The sequence below is a fragment of the Stenotrophomonas sp. STK17_22 genome (genome assembly GCF_051983905.1).
Lineage (GTDB): Bacteria > Pseudomonadota > Gammaproteobacteria > Xanthomonadales > Xanthomonadaceae > Stenotrophomonas > Stenotrophomonas maltophilia_A.
On sequence record NZ_CP197010.1, the window covers coordinates 3,822,166 to 3,837,420 of the forward strand.

Here is a 15,255-nt window from a genome sequence, read left to right on the forward strand (position 1 = left end):
ATAGCGCACCCCGCCCGCAGCGCTGCTTCACGCGTGCTCGATCCAGTATGGTCAGTCCAGCACCTTGCCGTGCCGCCAGTAGCCCATGAAGGTGATCGCGCGGCGGTCCAGCCCGCAATCGCGCACCAGGTGGCGGCGGATCGCCATCACCGCCCCCGCCTCGCCCGCCACCCAGGCGTACAGCGGCCCGGCCACGCAGGTGTCGGCCTGCTCCCAGAGGATCTGCGTATCGACGTCGATCTCCTCCAGCGCATCGCCAGCAGCCACGCTTGAGGTCGCTGACAGCCGTTCCTGGACCGCCTGCAGCAGCGGCTGGCCATAGGCGGCCTGCCCACGCGGCAACCACACCAGCTCGGCTGTGCCCGGCGCTTTCAACGGCACCGCATCGCCGGCCTGGGCCACTTCCAGCAATGCCAGCGTGCGCGGCGGATCAGGCATGTCCGCCAGCTCTTCGAGGATGCCCGCCACCGCAGGCAACGCCGTTTCATCGGCCACCAGCAGTACCTGGCCGACACCGGCTGGTGGCTTCCACTCCCAGCCTTCGCTGCTCTCGGCACAGTCGGCATCGGGGGCCAGCAACACCACGCGGTCTCCCGGCCGTGCATGCATGGCCCAGCGCGAAGCGGGTCCGGTCACCCCGTGGATGACGAAATCGACGTCGACCTCGCCCTGCTCCGCACGCAGCTGGCGGATGGTGTAGGTGCGCATCGGCGGGCGCTGATCGTCCGGCAGCGCCCGGTAGCGCGGGTACCAGTCCTCGCCGCTGGGGACCTGCGGCAGGTCCTGGCCGGGCAAGGGGAAGAACACCTTGATCCGCTGGTCCGGGCCTTCGGTCTTCATCCGCGCCACGTCGGCGCCAGTGAATACCATGCGGTCCAGGGAAGGGGAGAGAACGCGGCGCTCCTTCAGCGCCACCTCGAACAGGCGGTAGGTCTGCTGCGCAGCCATGGGGGAACCTCATGCAACGACATCGGATTGGCTGGCTGTCGTGCATCCACGCACCGGCTGGCTGGAATGCCCAGCCTAGTCCGGTTGTCCGCGGTTGCAAGGATGTGCCGGCATCCCCGTCCGCCCTACCCCTGCACGCTGCTCAGTGACCCGTGCAGACTGCCTGCACCATGCGTTCGCGCCGGTGTTCCCAGTACCAGAACACGAAGCCGGCGCCGAAGAACGCCGCCTGGCCCAGCGCCAGGTGCAGCGGGCTGGCGCTGAGCAGCGGCGACACCACGCCGGCCACCACGGTGCTGATCATCAGCTGCACGAACGCCTGCAGCGACGAGGCCAGGCCACGCTGGTGCGGGTACATGTCCAGCACCGCCAGCGCCAGGATCGGGAAGATCAATGCCATGCCCATGCCACCCAGGAAGATCGGCAGCACCGCCCACGGCAGCACGAACTGCGGCGCCAGCGCCACGTAGCCGACGTTCAGCAGCACCGACAGCGCGCACAGGCCGAAACCGATGGACACCTGGCGGGTGGGCGTGGTGTGCCCGGCCATGCGCCCGGACAGGAACGAGCCGGTGGTCATGCCGCCGATGGTGGGGATGAACAGCCAGGCGAAGCCGCCCTCGCCCAGATGCAGGTGCTGCATCACGAACACCGGCGCCGAGGAGATGTACAGGAAGATGCCACCGAAGCCGATGCTGCCGGCCAGCGCCAGGCGCAGGAAGCGCGGGTTGAAGCCGATGCGCAGGTAATCACGCATCAACGTGCGCGGCGACAACGGCACGCGCGCTTCAACCGGATGGGTCTCCGGCAGGTAGCGTGCAGTGGCCGCCAGCAGGACCAGCCCGAACACCACCAGGAACCAGAAGATCAGCGGCCAGCCGGCGCCACTGAGCAGGATCCAGCCACCGATGATCGGTGCGATGGCCGGGGCGATGCCGAACAGCATCGACACCTGGCTCATCAGGCGCTGCGCGTCGTGGCCATGGTAGAGATCGCGGATCACCGCGCGGCCAACGATCATGCCGACACCCGCCGACAGGCCCTGCAGCGCGCGGAACGCCAGCAGCGTGGTCAGGTCGGTGGACAGCGCGCAGCCGACCGAGGCGCCGACGAACACCACCAGGCCACCGAGGATCACCCACTTGCGGCCCCAGGCATCGGACAGCGGGCCGTGCGCCAGGCTCATCAGGCCGTAGAACAGCAGGTACACGCTGATCGTCTGCTGCACCGCCACTTCGTCCACCGCCAGGCGCTGGGCCAGCTGCGGGAACGCCGGAAAGATGGTGTCGATCGAGAACGGACCGAACATGGCCAGACCGGCGAGCAGCAGGGCCATGCGGCGGGTGGAGGGAGCAACAGCGGCGGTCATGGGGAAGGCGTCCGGCAGGGCCATGCGCGGCACGCACGGCGGGCGCCGGTCCCCTTCTGCAGGGACAGCGCCAGATGAATTCGGGTATCCACCCATCATAGGTGGGGATTGCGCCCGATGCCATGCAGCGGTGCACAAAACGCACGGCCGGGCCATCGGCCATTCAGGCGCGGCGGCCATGCCTGGAGGCGGCCGGCGGGCCCGCAACGGGCTATAATCAGCGGGCAACACGGTGGGAGAAGCGGAACACCGCTGCCGAAGGCGCAACGCCCGTAATCGCTCAGGCCCGATACCACCCGTAACAGAACTCTGGAGAGACCGGTTCGATCCGGCGCCGAAGGGGCACGAAGCCGCGGTCCGCCGCGCTTTTAAACTCTCAGGCAAAAGGACAGAGGGGCGCCCCGCAGACCGCCGACCGGCGGCTTGTGCCCGTGCGTGTGCCCTTTCCTGACGGATCCTTCGCCATGTCCCAGAACACCCCTTCCCTGCGTGAGCTCGAGCACCACAATGCGTTCGTCGAGCGCCACATCGGCCCCAACGACGCCGAGATCGCGCAGATGCTCGATGTCGTCGGCCACGCGTCGCTGGATGGCATGACCGATGCCATCGTACCGGCCAAGATCAAGTCGCCGGCGCCGCTGGCGCTGCCGGAGTCGATGACCGAAGTGCAGGCACTGGCGAAGATCCGTGCGATCGCCGACAAGAACACCGTGCTGCGCAGCTTCATCGGCCAGGGCTACTACGGTACCCACACGCCGAACGTGATCCTGCGCAACATCCTGGAAAACCCGGCCTGGTACACCGCCTACACCCCGTACCAGGCGGAAATCTCGCAGGGTCGCATGGAAGCGCTGATCAACTTCCAGACCCTGTGCGCCGACCTCACCGGCATGGAAATCGCCAACGCCTCGCTGCTGGACGAAGCCACTGCCGCCGCCGAAGCGATGACCCTGGCCAAGCGTTCGGCCAAGTCGAAGTCGGACACCTTCTTCGTGCACGACGCCGTGCACCCGCAGACGCTGGAACTGCTGCGCACCCGCGCCGAGCCCATGGGCATCGTGCTGCGCGTCGGCACTCCGGCCGAAGCGCTGGAAGCGGAAGCCTTCGGCCTGCTGCTGCAGTACCCGGACACCTTCGGCCAGGTCGGCGACTACAAGGCGCTGGTCGATGCCGTGCACGCGCGCGGCGGCCTGGTGGCCGTGGCCACCGACCTGCTGGCCCTGACCCTGCTGGCCGCTCCGGGCGAATGGGGCGCGGACATCGTGGTCGGCAACAGCCAGCGTTTCGGCGTGCCGTTCGGCTTCGGTGGCCCGCACGCCGCCTTCATGGCCTGCCGTGACGCCTACAAGCGCTCGATGCCGGGCCGCCTGATCGGCGTTTCGATCGACGCGCAGGGCAACCCGGCCTACCGCCTGACCCTGCAGACCCGCGAGCAGCACATCCGCCGCGAGAAGGCCACGTCCAACATCTGCACCGCACAGGTGCTGCTGGCGGTGATGGCCTCGATGTACGCCGTTTACCACGGCCCGGACGGCCTGACCCGCATCGCCCGCCGCACCCATCGCCTGGCCTCGATCCTGGCCGCCGCGCTGCGCAACGCCGGCGTGCAGGTCGGCGGTGACTTCTTCGACACCCTGCATGTCACCGGCGTGCACGCCGATGAGATCCACGCCAAGGCACGCGCCGCCGGTTACAACCTGCGCGCGATCGACAGCGACTCGGTCGGCATCAGCCTGGACGAGACCACCACCCGCGCCGACATCGTCGCCGTGGCTGCCGTGTTCGGTGCCTCGCTGGACGTCGACGCACTGGATGCCAGCACCGCCGACGCGTTGCCGGCCGGCCTGCTGCGCCAGTCCGCGTTCCTGACCCACCCGGTGTTCAACACCCACCACAGCGAGCACGAGCTGCTGCGCTACCTGCGTTCGCTGGCCGACAAGGACCTGGCAATGGACCGCACGATGATCCCGCTGGGCTCGTGCACCATGAAGCTCAACGCCACCGCCGAGATGATCCCGGTGACCTGGCCGGAGTTCTCGCAGATCCACCCGCTGGTGCCGGCCGACCAGGCGCTGGGCTACAAGGAACTGATCGACACGCTGGAAGCGATGCTGGTGGAATGCACCGGCTACGACGCGGTCAGCCTGCAGCCGAACTCCGGCGCGCAGGGCGAGTACGCCGGCCTGCTGGCGATCCGCGCCTACCACCGCTCGCGCGGTGAGGAACATCGCGATATCTGCCTGATTCCGGACTCGGCGCACGGCACCAACCCGGCCTCGGCACAGATGTGCGGCATGAAGGTGGTGGTGACCAAGACCGATGCCAACGGCAACGTCGACGTCGAGGACATCCGCCTCAACGCCGAGAAGTACAGCGACCGCCTGGCCGCGATCATGATGACCTACCCGTCCACGCACGGCGTGTTCGAGGAAGAGGTGGTGGAGATCTGCGAGATCATCCACAAGCACGGCGGCCAGGTGTACACCGACGGTGCCAACATGAACGCCCTGGTCGGCGTGGCCAAGCCGGGCAAGTGGGGTTCGGATGTTTCGCACCTGAACCTGCACAAGACCTTCTGCATCCCGCACGGTGGTGGCGGCCCGGGCGTCGGCCCGTGCGCGGTCAAGGAGCACCTGGCCCCGTTCCTGCCGGGCAAGCTGGGTGACAACGGCCCGGTCGGCATGGTCAGCGCGGCCAGCTTCGGCAGCGCCTCGATCCTGCCGATCAGCTGGATGTACATCGCGATGATGGGCCGCGACGGCCTGCGCAAGGCCACCCAGGTCGCGCAGCTCAACGCCAACTACATCGCCAAGCGCCTGGCCCCGCACTTCAAGACCCTGTACACCGGCCGCAACGGCCTGGTGGCACACGAGTGCATCCTGGACGTGCGCCCGCTGGAGAAGACCAGCGGCATCGGCGCCGAGGACGTGGCCAAGCGCCTGATCGACTTCGGCTTCCACGCCCCGACCCTGAGCTTCCCGGTGGCCGGCACGCTGATGGTCGAGCCGACCGAGAGCGAGTCGCTGCACGAGCTGGATCGCTTCATCGACGCGATGATCCAGATCCGCGAGGAGATCACCGCGATCGAAGACGGCCGCCTGGACCGCGAGGACAACCCGCTGAAGAACGCGCCGCATACCGCGACCGCCGTGACCGCCAGCGAATGGACCCACGCCTACCCGCGTGAACTGGCTGCGTTCCCGCTGCCGAGCCTGAAGCTGCAGAAGTACTGGCCGCCGGTGGCACGCGTGGACAACGTGTACGGCGACAAGAACGTGATGTGCGCCTGCATCCCGGTCGATGCCTACAAGGATGATGAAGTCGAGGCGTGATTCCTCGCTGCATCGGTAAACAGAACGGCCCGCGCAAGCGGGCCGTTTTCATAAGCGCGTGTGGACCAATGTCCACACCCACAAACATCCGATCACGGATCCGGCATCTGCCCCAGGCTCAACTGCCACGACACACCGAAGCGGTCCTGCACCCAGCCGTAGCGGTTGCTGAAATCGTAGTCACCCACCGGCATCAACCAATGACCGCCTTCGCCCAGCACGCGTGCGGCACGCTCGAACTGCTCGGCGCCGGAGCACTCCACGAACAGCGAGATCGACGGTGAGAAGGTGAAATCGTGCACGTCCAGGCTGTCGAAGCACAGGTAGTGGGTTCCACCGAGCAGGAAGATGGCCTGGCGGACCTGCCCGGGCACGCCGGCACCGGCGCCGTCCGGATGGCGCTGCATTGCCAGCAGGCGGAAATCGGCGAAGGCCTCGGCATACAGAGCCAGGGCCGCTTCGGCCTGGCCGGTGAACATCAGGAAGGGGCGGCTGCGCAGCATGCGGTACTCCTGGTCGACGGGCCGCTGACGGCCCACACGATCAGGATGGCACGGCGGATGTGCAGCCCCCGTGGTAGTGCCGGCCGCTGGCCGGCAGCTTCAGTCACGCCTCGCGCATGCGCCGGGCGATGGCGCTGCTGGCGGCGATCGTGGCAGTCAGTGCCACCATCGACAGGAACTGCAGGCGGGTGTGCGACTCGCTCAGCAGCAGGCCGAAGATCAGTGCCAGGATCGCCAGCGCGCAGCAGGTCAGCCACGGGAAGCCGGCCATGCGGAACGGCAGGCGGGTACCCAGGCGATCCGCGCGGCGGCGCAGCACCAGCTGCGACACCAGCGACAGCGTCCACACCAGCAGGCAGGTGGAACCGACGATGTTCAGCAGCACCGGCAGCACCCGGTCCGGGAACAGCAGTTCCATCACCGTGGCGGCAAAGCCGAACAGCACGCTGGCCAGCACGGCGATCACCGGCACCTGGCGCGGGTCGGTCCAGCCGAGCACGGCCGGGGCTTCGCGGCGCTGCGCCAGCGAATACATCATGCGCGAGGCGCCGTAGAGGTTGGCATTGAGCGCCGACAGCAGCGCGATCACCGCGATCAGGGTGATGGCCGTACCCGCGCCCGGGATGCGGGCAATATCCAGCACCGCAGCGAACGGCGACTTCAGCGCCTCGCTGGTCCACGGCACCACGGCGATGATCACGCTCAGCGAGCCGATGTAGAACACCAGGATGCGCCAGGCCACGGTGCGGATGGCACGGGCAATGCTGCGCTCGGGATCTTCGGTTTCGGCCGCAGCGACGGCTACGATCTCGGTCCCGCCAAAGGCAAAAACGACAACCAGCAGTGCCGCGCCAATACCGGCCAGCCCCTTCGGCGCGAAGCCGCCATGCTCGGTGAAGTTGCTCAGGCCCGGCGAGGTCACCTGCGGCAGCCAGCCCATCAGCAGCGCCACGCCGATGGCGATGAAGGCCAGGATCGCCACCACCTTGAGGATGGCGAACCAGAATTCGAACTCGCCGAAGTTCTTCACTCCCAGCAGGTTGATCGCGGTGAAGAACAGCATGAAGGCCAGCGCCGCCATCGGTACCGGTATCGCCGGCCAGACCGTGGCAAGAAGCCCGGCCGCGCCTACCGCCTCGGCGGCGATCACGATCACCAGCTGCACCCACCACAGCCAGCCCACGGTGGCGCCGGCGGTGGCTCCCATGGCATCAGCGGCATAGACCGAGAACGCGCCGCTGGTGGGCTTGGCCGCCGCCATCTCGCCCAGTGCGTTCATCACGATGATCACCAGCGCACCAGCGACCAGATACGACACCAGAACCGCCGGGCCGGCCGCCTGTACACCCACGCCCGAGCCGAGGAACAGGCCGGCGCCGATGGCGCTGCCCAGACCCATCATGATCAGCTGGCGGGGCTTGAGCGAATGTCCGAGGCGGGACGGCGAAGCGGTCGGAATCGAGTTGGGCATCGGCGGGGCTGGCGGCGGGCTACAGGGGCGACACCTTACCCTGTCCCGTGCCCACGGGGATAGGCACAGCGCAGCAGGCGGCTCAGGCCAGCGCCGGCTCGCCGACGTTGCCACCAATACGGGCCCGGTAGGCGCGCGGCGAGAAACCGGTTTCAGCCTTGAACTTGCGGGTAAAGGCGCTCTGGTCGCTGAAACCGCAGGCCTGGCCGATGCAGGCGATGCTGTCGTCACCGTGCAGCAGGTGCATGGCCATCTGGATCCGCAGCCGGGTCAGCACCTGCTGCGGGGTCATCTGGAACACCTTGCGGAAGCTGCGCTCCAGCTTCGACAGCGAGAAGCCGGTGATGTCCAGCAGGGTCTGCATGCGCACGTTCTCGGCGTAGTGCGCATTGAGGTGGGCCAGGGCCAGCCGCAGCTGCTCGTATTGGGTGCCCAGGCTGTCCTTCTGGCCGAGGTCGCGGGATATGCCGATCAGGCCCTCGATGGCCCCATCGACCACCAGCGGGCGCTTGCAGGTCAGGCACCAGCCCGGTTCGCGGTTGGCGAACAGGTGCAGCTCCATCAGGTTCTCGATCACCTCACCGGACAGCACGCGGGCGTCCTGGTCGACGTAGTCCGCGCTGAGGCCGGTCGGGTAGATTTCAGCCGCGGTACGCCCGATCACGTCCTTGCGCGCGCGCAGGCCCAGCCGCCGCAGCATGGTCTGGTTGACGTGGGTGTAACGCCCCTGAAGGTCCTTGATGAAGAACAGCACATCCGGGATGGCGTCGAACAGGGCTTCGATGTCGGCGGGCTCGACTCGCATGGGGCAAGCATACCCGAGCCTGCTTTTGCCTGTACGTTCACCTTTGCCGGACCTCGGTTTAACGGGCTCGGTTCCAGTGTCGTGGTTCTCTTTCAGATCATCCGGAGCCAACGTCAATGGCCGCCAGCAAGCCGACCGGCAAGCGCGCAACCACCCACGCCGAAAACCACTACCGGGGCGACGGTGATGAACTGCACCAGCAGGCCGGGGCCAGCCATCCGGTGATGACCACCGATCAGGGCATCCCGGTGGCGGACAACCAGAACTCCCTGCGGCAGGGAACCCGGGGGCCCACGCTGCTGGAGGACTTCATCCTGCGCGAGAAGATCACCCACTTCGATCACGAACGCATTCCCGAGCGCATCGTGCACGCACGTGGCAGCGCAGCACATGGCTACTTCGAGCTGACCCGATCGTTGAAGGCGCATACCCGAGCGCGCATCCTGACCGAGGTAGGCGTGAAGACACCCGTGTTCACCCGCTTCTCGACGGTAGCCGGTGGCGCAGGCTCGGTGGACACCCCGCGCGACGTGCGCGGCTTCGCGGTCAAGTTCTATACCAAGGAAGGCAACTGGGACCTGGTCGGCAACAACATCCCGGTGTTCTTCATCCAGGACGCCATGAAATTCCCGGACCTGGTACACGCGGTGAAGATGGAACCGGACCGTGCCTTCCCGCAGGCGGCCACGGCCCACGACACCTTCTGGGATTTCATCTCGCTCATGCCCGAGTCGATGCACATGATCATGTGGGCAATGAGCGACCGTGCCATTCCGCGTTCGCTGCGCATGATCGAAGGCTTCGGCGTGCACAGCTTCCGCCTGCTGAACGAGGCAGGTGAGTCGACTTTCGTCAAGTTCCACTGGCGGCCGAAGCTGGGCATCCAGTCAACGGTCTGGGACGAAGCGCTGAAGCTGCAGTCGGCCGACAATGACTTCCATCGCCGGGACCTGTTCGAGGCGATCCAGCGCGGCGATTTCCCCGAATGGGAACTGGCAGTGCAGCTGTTCACGGAAGAAGAGGCCGACGCATTCCCGTTCGATCATCTGGACCCGACCAAGATCATTCCCGAATCGCTGGTGCCGTTGCAGGTCATCGGCCGCATGGTGCTGGACCGCTGGCCGGACAACTTCTTCGCCGAGACCGAGCAGGTTGCGTTCTGCCCAGCCAACGTGCCACCGGGCATCGACTTCAGCAACGACCCGCTGCTGCAGGGTCGTCTGTTCTCCTACCTCGACACGCAGTTGCTGCGTCTCGGCGGGCCGAACTTCCACCAGATCCCGGTGAATGCTCCGAAGTGCCCGTTTGCCAATCATCAGCGCGACGGCCACATGCAGATGCAGGTTCCCAAGGGCCGGGTGGCCTACGATCCCAGCTCGCTGCAGGAAAACACACCGCGCGAGGCCTCAAGCGGATTCCGCAGTCACGCCAGCACGGACGATGGCCGCAAGGGCCGCATCCGCGCGGATAGCTTTGCCGACCACTACAGCCAGGCCCGCATGTTCTTCCGTAGCCTTGAAAAGCCGGAACAGGCCCATCTGGCATCGGCGCTGGTGTTCGAGTTGTCCAAGGTGGAAACGCTGAAGGTGCGGGTACGCACCGTCAGTCACCTGCGCAACATCGATGACTCACTGGCGCAGCGCGTGGCCGATGGTCTGGCGTTGCCTGCACTGCCCGACCCGGCGCCGACCGCTACCCCAGTGCGGGACATGCCCCCCGCCCCCGAAGTGCGGGTGATCGGTCGCAACAAACCCACCCTGCAAGGGCGCTGCATCGGCATCCTGTTCGACGAAGGCTCCGACGCGCGCTTGATTGCCAGCCTGAGCAAAGCGGCCCGGAAGGCAGGTGCAAACGTGAAGCTGGTCGCACCAAAAGTGGGAGGCGCCACGCTCAGTGACGGCAGCGTACAGGCCGCCGATGGGCAACTGGCCGGCACGCCATCGGCCGTGTTCGATGCGGTGGCCGTGGTGCTGAGCGTAGAGGCATCAAAGGCGTTGTCGAAAGAGAGCGCTGCCCTTGAGTTCGTCAGCCAGGCGTGGGCGCACCTGAAGGCCATCGCCAGCGACGCGGGCGGCCAGACGCTGCTGAAGGCGGCAAGGGTCGGCAACGACGCCGGCATCGTCGAAGCGGAAGACGCCAAGGCATTCCTGGCAGCGGCCGCCACCCGCCAGTGGGCGCGCGAACCCAAGCTGCGCCTGCTGGCCTGACTACAACAACAGGAGAACTGTCATGCCCCGTGGTGACAAATCCGCATATTCCGATAAACAGAAGCGTCAGGCCGAGCACATCGAGGAAAGCGAGCGCGAGCGCGGTGCCAGCGAAGGCACGGCCGAGCGCATTGCCTGGGCGACCGTGAACAAGCAGGATGGTGGTGGGAAGCGTGGCGGCAGCGCGCGCAAGGGTACGAAGAAGGCGACCCGCAAGAAGGCTGCGAAGAAGGCGCCTGCCAGGAAGTCCGCTACAAAGAAGGCCACACCCAAGACGGCAGCGAAGAAGGCCCCTGCGAAGAAGGCGGCGGCAAAGAAGGCACCGGCTCGCAAGACAGCCACAAAGAAGGCGACAAAGAAGACGGTGGCCAAGAAGTCCAGCACTCCCGCCTCGCGTAGCGCTGCGGCGAAGAAGGCAGCGAAAACCCGTGCGGCAAAGAAGACCGTGCGCAAGGTGGCGGCGAAGAAGGCAGCACGTACCCGCGCGCGGGGCTGAGTCCTTCGATCAGGGCGACAGCGTCCTCATCCACGCGGCAACTTCGGCTGCGGCTGCGTCAGCGCGTGCCTGCAGCAGCAGATGCGGTCCTTCCAGCGAAACATGCCGGGCATCCGGCAAAAGGGCCTGCAGTTCTGCCACACTGGGTGGCCACAGCAGGCGGTCATGGCACGCGTGCAGGCACAGCGTCGGCACGTCGATTGCCGGCAGCAATGCGCGTACGTCGACGCGCAGGGTCGCTGCGGCGCGTTGCCGCAATGTGGCCGCCGGAATCCGGGCCAGCGCATCGCGCAGCATCGACAGGTGCTCGCGGGTGCGCCACCGCCCCAGCAACAGGCGCGCAAGCAACGCCACGGGAGGCAGAGGCCAGGCCGGCGACAGCAGGGCTGCGCTGGCTGCCGGCAATGGCACCGGCCGACTCGCAAAGGTCGAGGCAAGCACCAGTCCGCGCAGCCCGGTAGGGTGTCGTGTGGCCAGTTCAACTGCCAACGGGCCCGAGAAGGACTCGGCAAGCAGGATGAAGGGATGGCCGGGCAGCTGCGACCACAGCCGTTGGGCCAGCGTGGCGTGATCCTGCCCTCCCTGCGCAGGCAGCGTAATCGCCTGCGTCGTCAGCCCATGAGCCTGGAGTGTTGACAGAAACGGGAACGACAGCCTGCCGGAGCCATCCAGGCCGGGCAGCATCAGCACGTGCTGCGGCGTGGGTGATGCTGAATCACCGCCCGGCTTTTCCTCGCTCCCGATTCCCATGTCACCTCCTTTGCTGGCAAGCATCGCCCACATCGGCAGGCAACGGAAACTCTGCTCCGGCTCTCCGGCTGCTTTGCCGGGCAAGGTTGAGCAATACTGCCCGCTCTGCCGCGGAACGCGGCTGCCAAGGAGAGCCGTTGATGCGATGGACCTACGCGCTGGCCATGATGGCCATGATGCTGCCACTGAACAGCTCCGCCAGCGATGGTTGGATAAACGGGGACGGCAAGGCGATGCCGGAGACCGGTGCTATGAAATCCAGCGGTGGCTTTGCTGCATCGCTGCTGGTTACCTCCGATGCCGACTGGCAGGCCAAGTTGGAAACCCCACCGGAGACCACTCCCGGTTTTACCGAGGCCGACGAAGTCCACCCGGGCGGTGAATTGTTCCTGCTGACATTCCTGTCCAACCCGCAACTGGATGAGAACCGCGTACCCAAGGTGCACTGCGATCTGCGCATGCTGCGCCCGGACGGCAGTACCAGCATCGACGAACGCGATGTTCCCTGTTTCACCGCTGCCCTGCCCGGCCCGCCAAACCTGTTGTACATGACCAACCTGCACCTGAAGTTCGTGGCCGAGGCCAGTGATCCGAAAGGCACGTGGACTGCGCAGGTGGTGGTCAGGGATCTGCTGCGGAATGTGAGCCTGCCTCTGCAGGCTCACTTCGACGTCCGTTGAACGGAGGCGTGCGGATGAAGATGCGGCGATTACTGAGCTGGACCGGTCTTGCGCTTTGCGTGGTCTACCTGCTGTTGACCGCATGGCTGGTTCACGGCGCGCAGTCGGATGCGGACCCGAAGGGGGCCTATATCCTGATGTCGCTCCCCATCACCCTGCAGTCTGCTGCACTCGATGCCATCGGCGCAGGCAGCCTGCTGTACGGCAAACCCTGGTCGACCGCGTATGCAGTACTGGTTCCGCCAACACTGCTGTTGCTGTACGCAGCCGGCTGGCTGATCGAACGCGCCGCGCGCGGGCGCTAGCCAACGGCACGGACCGGTTGCGCGCATCGACGCCCTGCACGCGGGAGCGCATGCAGGGCGCCATCCAACATCCAGTCGCAGGTTGCTTACGCCGCCTGCGCAGGCATGATGGGCATGCGCGCGCCCTGCTCCACCTTGAACACCGAAACCGACGTGGTCAGCGCATGCGCCTGTTCTTCCAGCGCGCGGCTCGCCGCGGTGGCTTCTTCCACCAGCGCAGCGTTCTGCTGGGTCACCTGGTCCATCTGCACCACCACCTGGTTGACCTGCTCGATACCGGCGGCCTGTTCCTTGCTGGCCGCTGCGATGTCGCTCATCAGCTGGGTGGTGCGCGAACTTGCCTGGGCTACGCGCGCGATCGCAGCTTCCGATTCGACCGTCACTGCCAGGCCGCTCTTCACCTTCGCAGCGGCATCTTCGATCAGTTCCTTGATCTCCTTGGCGGCGACACCGGCACGCTGTGCGAGCGTGCGTACCTCGCTGGCGACCACGGCAAAACCACGGCCCTGCTCACCTGCACGCGCGGCTTCAACCGCAGCATTCAGCGCCAGGATGTTGGTCTGGAACGCGATGCCGTCGATCACGGTGGAGATTTCCGAGATGCGTGCCGAGGACTGATCGATCTCACCCATCACCGACGCCATCTGCGCCATCGCCTGCTCGGTTTCGCGTACGGCGGCACCGGCGGCGTGCGCTTCACTGTCGGCCTGACGAGCGAGCTCGGCATTCTGGCGCACAGTCGAGGTCAGTTCCTCCATCGATGCGGCGGCTTCTTCCAGGTTGGCGGCCTGCTGCTCGGTGCGGCGCGACAGGTCGTTGTTGCCGGCGGCCAGTTCCTGCGCCGCGTTGTTGATGCTGTCGGCGGCCACCTGGATGCCACGCACGATGCCGGTCAGCTGCGCGGTGGTGGTGTTGGCGTCGTCACGCATGCGGGCGAATACACCGTCGTACTCGCCGTCCATGCGTGCAGTCAGGTCGCCGTGCGAGATCGCGCGTAGCACGTCGGAAACGTCGGCGATGCTGGCCTGCGAACTGGCCATCATGCCGTTGAGGTGCTCGACCATCGCCTTGAACTGGAACTGGAACGCAGCGGCATCGCCACGCATGCTGAAATCACCGGCGCGCGCGGCCCGGGCCAGTTCATCGATCTGCGCGTTGATCGCCATCAGGCTCTGCTTCACTGCCGCCAGAGTGCGGGTCAGCGTGCCCTTCTCGCCCGGGTAGTCCGGCAGGTCGCGGCTGAGGTCACCGATGGCGTAACGCTGCATCACTTCAGCCATCAGCAGTTCCACCTGCACGTGCGATTCGACCAGGCTGTTGGTGGCCTGCACCATGCGGCCGAAATCGCCGGGGAAGGCGCTGGCGTCCATGCGGTAGCGGATCGCACCGGCCTCGTGCTGTTCGGCCATCTGCAGCTGTGCGCCGATCGCCGCCTGCACGCTCTGCCGCACGCTGGCCATCGCCTCGCCCAGCTGGGTCAGTTCGTCACGGCCACCAAGGCGGAACTCCTGGTCCAGCTGGCCCTTGGACAGGCGCTCGGCCAGGTTCACCGCGCGGGCCAGCGGGCCGGTCAGGCTGCGGCCGATCATCACCGAGGCACCGATGCCCACCAGCAGCGCGACGCCGCCCAGCACCAGCAGCTGCAGCAGGCTGCGCTCGCCCAGGCGGATCGCCTCGGCGGCTGCCTCACGGCTTTCCTTCTCTTCGAAGTCCACGCCATCGGACAGCGCCTTGTTCCAGCCGTTTGCCGCTTCCTGCACCGGGCCCAGGGTCAGCGCTACGGCGCCCGGGTAGTCGCCCTGCTCCATCAGTTCGCTGGTCTGCTTGTTGAGTGGACGCGCAATGGCACGCTTGGCGGCGATGGTTTCAGCGATGGCCTTGCCGTCGGCGTCGCTGGGCAGCGCCTGATAGGCGGTCCAGCTGGCCTCGTAGCGCTTCACCAGATCGGCGATGCGCTGCTCGTCGTGGCCACGGTCGTCGCCCTGGCGGATCAGCATCTCGCGACGCACCACCATCATCTGGTTGTTGGCATCGAGCATCTGCGACAACAGGCGCACCTTGGCTACGCTGACGTCGACCACCTGCTGCATCGCGCGCTTCTGCACGACACTGGCGGTGGCGCCGGTGGCCACCACGGCGGCAACCAGCAGCAGCAACAGGCCAAAGCCCAGCCCAAGACGCCAGGCAACCCTGACGTTCCTCAAGTAGTTCATGGGGGTATCCAAAACGGGGGGATGCGCCCTTATCGGCGGCCCGGCAGGCAATCTTGATCGCCGTCCGTCGATAGCGTCGGCCACCGTTCACCTTGGTGAGCCCCGGCCCGGCCGCTTCTGGACACGGGAATTGACTGCGGTGGGCGCGACTGCTCATGCGGACGTCAGATCCCTTT

12 protein-coding genes and 1 riboswitch are annotated in these 15,255 nt (G+C 66.6%); of the genes, 5 read left to right on the forward strand and 7 right to left on the reverse strand.

What is annotated here, in order from left to right; all coding sequences use genetic code 11:
* Positions 1 to 51 precede the first annotated feature (51 nt).
* Positions 52 to 948 carry a siderophore-interacting protein gene (locus ACSYS9_RS17915; protein ID WP_071228126.1) on the reverse strand — a complete coding sequence of 299 codons (897 nt, stop codon included), beginning with the start codon at positions 946 to 948 and terminating at the stop codon, positions 52 to 54.
* Positions 949 to 1,090: 142 nt separating this feature from the next.
* Entirely contained in the window at positions 1,091 to 2,317 is a 1,227-nt protein-coding gene (locus ACSYS9_RS17920) for a multidrug effflux MFS transporter (protein WP_071228129.1), read from the reverse strand.
* A gap of 299 nt (positions 2,318 to 2,616) precedes the next feature.
* Positions 2,617 to 2,719, forward strand: a riboswitch (glycine riboswitch).
* A gap of 62 nt (positions 2,720 to 2,781) precedes the next feature.
* On the opposite strand from ACSYS9_RS17920, the gene gcvP reads away from it, so the two are divergent.
* A complete protein-coding gene (gcvP, locus tag ACSYS9_RS17925; protein ID WP_071228125.1) occupies positions 2,782 to 5,649 on the forward strand; it encodes an aminomethyl-transferring glycine dehydrogenase in 2,868 nt (955 codons plus the stop codon).
* Positions 5,650 to 5,741: 92 nt separating this feature from the next.
* On the opposite strand, the gene ACSYS9_RS17930 is transcribed toward gcvP, so the two are convergent.
* From ACSYS9_RS17930 to ACSYS9_RS17940, 3 genes are all read right to left on the reverse strand, one after another.
* Complete coding sequence (locus tag ACSYS9_RS17930; protein ID WP_005410627.1) at positions 5,742 to 6,152, reverse strand: VOC family protein; 411 nt, start codon at positions 6,150 to 6,152, stop codon at positions 5,742 to 5,744.
* Between the two features lie 103 nt (positions 6,153 to 6,255).
* Entirely contained in the window at positions 6,256 to 7,623 is a 1,368-nt protein-coding gene (locus ACSYS9_RS17935; protein WP_071228124.1) for an amino acid permease, read from the reverse strand.
* Between the two features lie 82 nt (positions 7,624 to 7,705).
* A complete protein-coding gene (locus tag ACSYS9_RS17940; RefSeq protein WP_032127825.1) occupies positions 7,706 to 8,428 on the reverse strand; it encodes an AraC family transcriptional regulator in 723 nt (240 codons plus the stop codon).
* 116 nt (positions 8,429 to 8,544) lie between these two features.
* Here ACSYS9_RS17940 and ACSYS9_RS17945 point away from each other — a divergent pair, with 116 nt between their 5' ends.
* Together ACSYS9_RS17945 and ACSYS9_RS17950 are read left to right on the forward strand one after the other, a co-directional pair.
* Complete coding sequence (locus ACSYS9_RS17945; protein WP_071228123.1) at positions 8,545 to 10,635, forward strand: catalase; 2,091 nt, start codon at positions 8,545 to 8,547, stop codon at positions 10,633 to 10,635.
* Positions 10,636 to 10,657: 22 nt separating this feature from the next.
* Positions 10,658 to 11,131 (forward strand): hypothetical protein, encoded by a 474-nt coding sequence (locus tag ACSYS9_RS17950; RefSeq protein ID WP_071228122.1) that lies wholly within the window; start codon positions 10,658 to 10,660, stop codon positions 11,129 to 11,131.
* A gap of 9 nt (positions 11,132 to 11,140) precedes the next feature.
* Here the strand turns inward: ACSYS9_RS17950 and ACSYS9_RS17955 are convergent, their stop codons facing one another.
* Positions 11,141 to 11,881, reverse strand: coding sequence for an alpha/beta fold hydrolase (locus ACSYS9_RS17955; protein ID WP_071228121.1), 741 nt, complete (start codon positions 11,879 to 11,881; stop codon positions 11,141 to 11,143).
* A gap of 140 nt (positions 11,882 to 12,021) precedes the next feature.
* On the opposite strand from ACSYS9_RS17955, the gene ACSYS9_RS17960 reads away from it, so the two are divergent.
* Positions 12,022 to 12,561: a hypothetical protein gene (locus ACSYS9_RS17960; RefSeq protein WP_071228120.1), complete on the forward strand. Its 540-nt coding sequence runs from the start codon at positions 12,022 to 12,024 to the stop codon at positions 12,559 to 12,561.
* 14 nt (positions 12,562 to 12,575) lie between these two features.
* A complete protein-coding gene (locus ACSYS9_RS17965; protein WP_005410634.1) occupies positions 12,576 to 12,866 on the forward strand; it encodes a hypothetical protein in 291 nt (96 codons plus the stop codon).
* 86 nt (positions 12,867 to 12,952) lie between these two features.
* Here the strand turns inward: ACSYS9_RS17965 and ACSYS9_RS17970 are convergent, their stop codons facing one another.
* On the reverse strand, positions 12,953 to 15,079 hold the full coding sequence (locus tag ACSYS9_RS17970; RefSeq protein WP_071228119.1) for a methyl-accepting chemotaxis protein: 2,127 nt from the start codon (positions 15,077 to 15,079) through the stop codon (positions 12,953 to 12,955).
* Positions 15,080 to 15,255 lie beyond the last annotated feature (176 nt).

Coding starts and splice junctions, on each gene's coding strand:
- ACSYS9_RS17915 (WP_071228126.1), bottom strand. CDS start 948: ATGGCTGCGCAGCAGACCTACCGCCTGTTCGAGGTGGCGCTGAAGGAG.
- ACSYS9_RS17920 (WP_071228129.1), bottom strand. CDS start 2,317: ATGACCGCCGCTGTTGCTCCCTCCACCCGCCGCATGGCCCTGCTGCTC.
- gcvP (WP_071228125.1), top strand. CDS start 2,782: ATGTCCCAGAACACCCCTTCCCTGCGTGAGCTCGAGCACCACAATGCG.
- ACSYS9_RS17930 (WP_005410627.1), bottom strand. CDS start 6,152: ATGCTGCGCAGCCGCCCCTTCCTGATGTTCACCGGCCAGGCCGAAGCG.
- ACSYS9_RS17935 (WP_071228124.1), bottom strand. CDS start 7,623: ATGCCCAACTCGATTCCGACCGCTTCGCCGTCCCGCCTCGGACATTCG.
- ACSYS9_RS17940 (WP_032127825.1), bottom strand. CDS start 8,428: ATGCGAGTCGAGCCCGCCGACATCGAAGCCCTGTTCGACGCCATCCCG.
- ACSYS9_RS17945 (WP_071228123.1), top strand. CDS start 8,545: ATGGCCGCCAGCAAGCCGACCGGCAAGCGCGCAACCACCCACGCCGAA.
- ACSYS9_RS17950 (WP_071228122.1), top strand. CDS start 10,658: ATGCCCCGTGGTGACAAATCCGCATATTCCGATAAACAGAAGCGTCAG.
- ACSYS9_RS17955 (WP_071228121.1), bottom strand. CDS start 11,881: ATGGGAATCGGGAGCGAGGAAAAGCCGGGCGGTGATTCAGCATCACCC.
- ACSYS9_RS17960 (WP_071228120.1), top strand. CDS start 12,022: ATGCGATGGACCTACGCGCTGGCCATGATGGCCATGATGCTGCCACTG.
- ACSYS9_RS17965 (WP_005410634.1), top strand. CDS start 12,576: ATGAAGATGCGGCGATTACTGAGCTGGACCGGTCTTGCGCTTTGCGTG.
- ACSYS9_RS17970 (WP_071228119.1), bottom strand. CDS start 15,079: ATGAACTACTTGAGGAACGTCAGGGTTGCCTGGCGTCTTGGGCTGGGC.